The following is a 6686-nucleotide window of genomic DNA, read 5'->3' as shown; positions in this document are numbered from 1 at the left end:
CAAGCGATGAGTCGATTTATTATTGAGTTCGAGGAACGTCTCGAAAAGCACCTTAACTAAATGGCAGTTACACGGAATTTGTTACAGGGTCAAGTAGAGTTACCTTTTTTCTTATCACTTGCCTTGTCACGCTTTTTTATAAGATCTGCAACAGCGTCTACAACGTCATTAGCAGTTCCGTTTTTTATCCAAGCAGAAAGATCTTTAATAAATGCTATTAATTTATTTATCTCAGCAGGTGAAACATGCACCAATTGCCCAGAATTAAGCGCCTTATCGCTACCATCATCTTTATCACCCTCTGGTGCACCGTATGCCCTAATAATATCGCGCGACCACTTTCTAGCAGATTCTTCATCAACACCACCATCGATTAATCCCTTATAAATCCATTCAGCACCAATTTGTTTAGTTCTTTTCCCTAACATTTCATCTTTTGTACCCGGCAAAGCGCTAATAAACTCATCTGATGTACGCCATGCACGCTTCAAGCTTTGCGACGAAATGCGCAAGCGGTTGGCATCGCCAACAATAGCGGTTTTAGGGCGACCAGTATCATCGCGGTTTAAGTTTGATGGTGGGTAGCTCACTAAAAGGTGCAACTGAATAAAACGTGACATATCTATCTCCATGTTTTGAAAAAATTTTAACTTCGACGTTATTAACTAAAAATTAAGCTTGGGTTTTGGCTGGCCAGCGGTAGGTATAAGCCCATTCTTTTTTGGTTTTATCGCCCCAGTGCAATAAATCATTGGCAATTTGGTGCACATTTGCTTGGTGACCAATAATAGGCAAGGCGCGGCGTAAACTTAAAAACACATCGTCCAGCGTAGGCGCTTCAAGCAAACGCCGAAAACGTAGCACCGAAAACACTGGCCGCTCTCCCTCAGACATAATCTCTGCCAACTTGCGACCATCATTCGATTTAACATGCGCTAGCAAACCTACAACTGCAGCTAAGCGTTCGTTTAACCACGGCGCCGCATCTTCTGGCCAGCCGTAATTTAAAGCTTGGCGATAAAACCGTTGATAGGCCGCAGTTAAAGCCACAGCCGTTAAATTATGGGCGCGGCGCAACTCCGCTCTTCCGCCTTTGTCATTTTCCAACCCTTGCCACCATCGCAAAAGCAAATGCCCTAAAGCCGCTTCTGGGTGAAACGAAACTTTTTCGTTCATATATTTCTCCTTACAACCCTAGGCTGTATCCTGTTTAGATTTTTTGGTCTTTTTGTCGGCCTTGGCTGTTTGTAGCTTTAAGGTTTCTTTTAATTTGTCACCGCGTAGGCTCGCGCACAAGCGGTTATAAGCTTCTGCGGTGCGGCGTGGGTTTTGTTGTGCAATGGGTGCTGCACCAACTAAATCAGCATCGAACAAACGAATAGCTGTTATAATTAACAGATCACGCCATTGTTCACGTAAGGGATTGAAAACAATATCTTCATCTTCGCTTCTTGCTTGCTCAATTAGCGAGCGTAACAATTGATAAAACCCATTTTCAGTTTGTGACCAGAAACTGGCATCGATAAAACTGTAATCACCTCGGGCGTCCAAACTTCCATCTGCTTTTCTTACAAACCAAGAGGACTTGACCGCATCACGCAATAAAAATGAAGCTAAATCAGCAGCTTCTAGCCAACGTTGAATCTCTCGTTGAACAGCATTTAATTCATCCTTATTTTTTTCTGATAAGCCATAAAGCGGCAGCGTAGATTCATACCAGCAGCGCGCTTTCATGCTGTCCATATCATAACCAAAAGCGTATAGGCGGCATTGCTTGCCCTTTAGGCGTTGCGACTCTAAAACATAAGAAACTATGGGCGCTGGCTGAACATTCTTTTTATTGCCTTGTAAACCTAATGACCATGCCAGCCAATGTTTATAGCCAATTCCACCCGGCTGGGGATGAAGTGGTAGCATTTCACCCGGTTTGTTTTCGTAGTAAGGCGATAGCGGATGACTCCAGCCACCTTTGTAATTGAAGCCCTTAGCTTTAGTAATATAGCGATCTACCAATACGCCAGACTGACGACCACAACAATCACAATCGCCGACAAAAACATGTTCTAAATCCAAACGAATTCGTCGAGGTGTACCCCAAAAGTTATGCGCGGGGTGAACCTGTATGGGTGTTAGCTGCCCGCCTTCCAGTTGAAGAACATTCATTGTCTTCACCCAAGGAAAACTATATTCAAGCTCTGTTTTTGTCGCATCTCCATTAACGGCCAAAAAATCTGACTGCCTCTTAATATTTAACCAAATCGTTTGCCATAAAAATGTGAGTCACCCGCAAGAAGAATCGTTGTCAACGGGCCACCACCACGGATAGAGGTATTGTGCCCCTGCCCTCCACTTGGAGCGTTTACTTGCAAGGTAAATAATGCAGTTGCTGTACAGGACAAACAAAGCGCGTTAACAGTATCGCGTTTTACGAAATGGTCTTTGTTTTCTTTTAAGGTATTCTCTCCCGGAGCATCAATCAGCAATCCAGATATAGGATTAAAATCCTTTTCCTTAACACCCTCAGTTCTGAGACTAAAATCCTGCATAAACCTTGCGCCATCGCCGTCAAAAACAAAGGCTTCGCGCACTAGTTCAAACCACTGTTGTAACTGTTCGGTAGTTGGCGGTTGTTCATTCCATTGCTTCCACTCAATTTCAGAATCCATCGACGTAGTGGTTTGCACCAAACCAATTAAAAACTGAATGAGTGCGCCGTTAAAATCTGGGCGGCGGGCATCCAAAGCAACAATCGTTGGGTCTGTTATTTGTAGCGGTGTAATCCAATCCTGTTCGCCATTTGACCTGCGTACTGGAATCCATGCTTCATCTAATAAATTCATTCACTAACTGCTCCTTTGTAATTATTTTCACTCACCATTTGTAAACCTGTTTGCACACTATATTCCCATGTTAATAATTGCGCGGCTTTGTTTAGATCTGATGTCCACGCCTGCGCAACCCAGTTACCGCTTGAATTTTGCTCAAGTGGTAATAACAATGACCACTTACCTTTGTCTGGCAAATGTTCTAATGCGCGATTGTATTCAGCCAATTGATTGACTGTAGCGGGCAATTGCACTTTGGCAATTAATCGCTCAGCAATTTTAACTGTGCTATAAGCCAAAGCATGATTACGCTTTACCCAAGGCACTAACCGCTCATTTTTCCAGCGCGCCAAAACCACATTGATGCTCTGTTCACCTAACCGCGAAGGTGTTTTGGCTTCACTCCACCAATCCATTACATCGCCACGTTTATAGCCAGACACCAGCGTAAGCGTATTATTTTTTGCATGGCTGGCATCGGCCATTTGTTGGCCTTGCACCGTTAAGTTTGCTTGCTGTAAACCTTTGGGAATTTGCGAGTCGTCACCAAAAACCGATTCGATTAAATGTCGTGCGTCATGGGGCATGGTAAAACTACCGGATTGCAATGCCTTAGCGGTCAACCAAAGCTGGCCGTGATCGGGATAGACAAAACCTGCTTTAGGCAATACATCTTTTACCCAGGCTGCCGAAGGCTCGTTTGTCCACTCGGGGGCATAAACCCATAAACAAGGTTCACCACGTTGGTCAGCCGCACCCTCTGCCAATAACCGATTACCTTGTACATCTCTACTATGACGACGCAACCGCCCTGCTCTTTGTACCAATCGATCAATAGGTGCAAGGTCAGAAATGAGTAAATCAAAATCTACATCCAATGATTGCTCAATAACTTGCGTCGCAATAACTAACCGGCCTTTACGCAACGCATAAGTGCTGGATTTTCCAAATTTATGAAGTACTAATTCCTCTGCATCCAACCGATCACTCAAACAAAAACGCGCATGAAATAAAGTGATGTTCTCAGTAGGGATTTCATTCGCAAATAACGTATGAGCCTCTAATGCTTCCGCGATGGTATTGCGAATCCAACATACACATTGCCCTGCATTCAATGCGGCTAGCACTGCATTTTTCACTTGAGCCATATCATGCTGATAATTCACTGCAACTGTGCGAGTTACCGCTTCGCGTGTAGGTAAAGGTTCTTGATGTAACTGATTTGTGTTTATTGCTTGCCACCAAGTGGCTAGAGGATAGGCTTGCTCAGAAATTACTGGGCACAAAGCATTACGACCTTTGGCGTAGGCACCCAACAACTTCTGTTTCATATGCACAGGCAAAGTAGCCGATAACAAAATAACGCTGCCGCCAGCACGTGCATGAAACTCTAGTAAAACTTCTAATACCCCTTGCATGTAGGCGTCGCATGCGTGAACTTCATCCACAATTAACACCTTGCCAAACAAGCCCAATAGCCGAAGTGATTGATGTTTACTATGCAATACACCCAACAATGCTTGGTCTATAGTTCCCACGCCAACTTGAGCAAGTAATGCCCGCTTATTGTGATCAGCAAGCCATGCGGTGCAGCGTGCGCTGGCCGTTTCGTCTTTTTGCTCAGAATCATTTTCTGGTTTGGATGCCTGAATAATTGTTTTAGCAAAATCATCCACTAAATTACGGCTACCATGTGCCAAAACCAAATTGGCGTCATCCACAAACAGTTTTGAGTAGACATTGGAAACTCGTTCATACATCGCATTTGCAGTCGCCATTGTTGGTAAAGCCACAAATATTCCGTCTGCATTACCTGACTCCATCAAACGATACGCCAAGGTAATTGCTGCCTCGGTTTTGCCTGCTCCTGTTACATCTTCCAGCAGAAATATTTGGGGTGATTTTTGGATATCGACGTTAATCGCCCATTGCTGTAATGGCGAAGCAGTATGAATAACAGGAAAGAGTTCTTTAAAACTTAAATCTTTTTTAATCGCACAGGGAACCACACCGCTTTCGCTCAGTGCTTTTTTTGCATTAACTTGAGCTGTTGCCCAATAATCTTGTAGCGGGATCGCTTCATCCTGATAAGGGAAATATTCTGTATTTGACCCCAACCAGTCAGCTAACACTGCAACCCCCGTAAACCACCACGACAACGCTTGGCTTGTTTTTTCAAACTGCACTGGGGTTAAGTGACAACAAAAATATTTTACACCTTCAGTTAAAAATAACGCATGCAAATATTCAGAAAATTCCTGAACTGCTTTACGGTCTTTCTTACTGAAATAATCATCACTGGGACTATTAGATGGTGAAGCCTTTGGAGGTTGACCGTGGTGCCCGGTTACGGCACGCACCCAGCAATCCAAACTACTTTGTTGACCATCGACAAACCAACCATCATTAATAACTTGATCAGCAAGCCGATCATTCCAATACCACTGCCCCAATGAATCATGACGCTCACTATAAGGTTTTTCTGAATTAGGCTCGCGACCTTGCAGTTGCTCGAACAACTCCGGCTTTTGAGATTGAAAAGCTTCGCTAAACTTACCCAAATCATGCAGAGCCAGCCAAAACCCAGCCCAATTTAGCCAATCTTCTCTACTACAATCCAATTGCTCACAAAAGAAGCGACTCAATGAATCGTGTTGTAATAGATATTCCACACCCACCGCAGCTACGTCTAAACTGTGGTAAGGCAATAAGTGATAAGGGTCACCTTTGAAGTCTATCTCTTGCTTTTGAGCCTTGCCCCAGTAGTAAAAATACGAAGCTAATTCTGTTTCTTGCATATCCCTTCTCGCTCTAGTTATCCAGCTTGCTTCCACTGTGCCGTGCTTTTTCTTGCCCCACAATCCTGTTCATTTACACACGTAAAGTTATTTGACAGGTTTTGCCTTATGTCAGTGTTAAACGCTGTTTATCAGTCATAAAGCCATTGTTTTATGTCGGTATAGTTAACACACACCAGTTGTTGGGCCTGCGGATTGGCTTCGAGCATTTTGGTTTTGATCTGCAAATCGTCAAGGGTGTATTTAACGAGGGCGGCGCGGGTGGTGATGTTGAGTTGACCGTCGGTCATGCCGTAGTCGTTTTCCAAGACGCGTTTTTGTTTGTCGGTGAGGCGGGAATCTGGGGCAAGAATCAATGAAACTTGGGTGTTCCACAGGGTGTCTTGTTGCTCGGTGTGTTCGCTGGCTTTGCCATCGTAATCGACGCTCTGAAAGCGGCTCAGCACAAAGTCGAGGAATTGCTTTCGCATGTCGCAGTAAGCACCAACGTGCCAGCGTCCAGTGGTTTTGACAAAGCTATGGGGATAAATCAATCGGCCTTGTGGGTCGCTGCTGGAAACAGAGAGGTATTCGCAATCTACGGCGGTTTTGTCTTTAACAGCTTTTAATAAGGGTCGCATGACTTGCGGTGAAACAAAACGCGCCAGGGCTTCGATTCTGTGCTGGGTGGATTCACTAGTGGTATTAGAAAACGTAGGGATTTTGCCGTAGTTTAACCAATCAAAGTATTCGTCAACGCTTTGGTCTATGTATTGGGGCTCAAAGTCATTGTCGATAATGTAGGCTTTTTGCTTAGTATCATAAACTAGGCCGTTACCCGTTGTTTCTTGATATTGTTTAAATAAAGGGCTGACGCTTTGGCGTGTTAGCCGAAAGCTTTTTATTAAGGGAGTAGTATTAATCTGCCCTTCCCAAAAAGCCAATAATTCTATCATCCAATAACGCTGCGCGACTTCCATGCTGACCATTCCTTTACACTTTGTAGCTTAGCAATGTAGCGCAGTTTTTTGCGATAACCAAATGACTATTATTGTGTTTTTGTATTTAGATCAATAAGTTTTTC

Annotated in this window: 6 protein-coding genes; all 6 read right to left on the bottom strand. The window is 44.0% G+C overall.

Features of this window, described 5'->3' with window-relative positions; all coding sequences use genetic code 11:
• Positions 1-89 precede the first annotated feature (89 nt).
• Positions 90-620, bottom strand: a complete 531-nt coding sequence (locus AC2A4J_RS19995; RefSeq protein WP_484177256.1) for a type I-E CRISPR-associated protein Cas7/Cse4/CasC — start codon at positions 618-620, stop codon at positions 90-92.
• Between the two features lie 52 nt (positions 621-672).
• On the bottom strand, positions 673-1176 hold the full coding sequence (gene casB, locus AC2A4J_RS19990; protein ID WP_484177255.1) for a type I-E CRISPR-associated protein Cse2/CasB: 504 nt from the start codon (positions 1174-1176) through the stop codon (positions 673-675).
• 18 nt (positions 1177-1194) lie between these two features.
• Positions 1195-2226, bottom strand: a complete 1032-nt coding sequence (casA, locus tag AC2A4J_RS19985) for a type I-E CRISPR-associated protein Cse1/CasA (protein WP_484177254.1) — start codon at positions 2224-2226, stop codon at positions 1195-1197.
• Between the two features lie 23 nt (positions 2227-2249).
• On the bottom strand, positions 2250-2840 hold the full coding sequence (gene casA / locus AC2A4J_RS19980; RefSeq protein ID WP_484177253.1) for a type I-E CRISPR-associated protein Cse1/CasA: 591 nt from the start codon (positions 2838-2840) through the stop codon (positions 2250-2252).
• Complete coding sequence (cas3, locus tag AC2A4J_RS19975) at positions 2837-5623, bottom strand: CRISPR-associated helicase Cas3' (RefSeq protein ID WP_484177252.1); 2787 nt, start codon at positions 5621-5623, stop codon at positions 2837-2839. Before cas3 ends, casA (AC2A4J_RS19980) begins: the two co-directional genes overlap by 4 nt.
• Positions 5624-5754: 131 nt before the next feature.
• On the bottom strand, positions 5755-6582 hold the full coding sequence (locus tag AC2A4J_RS19970; protein ID WP_484177251.1) for a BrxR family helix-turn-helix transcriptional regulator: 828 nt from the start codon (positions 6580-6582) through the stop codon (positions 5755-5757).
• Positions 6583-6686: the final 104 nt, after the last annotated feature.

The sequence above is a fragment of the Marinomonas sp. ATLA20 genome (assembly GCF_057180105.1).
This window is presented reverse-complemented; position numbering and strand designations above follow the sequence as displayed.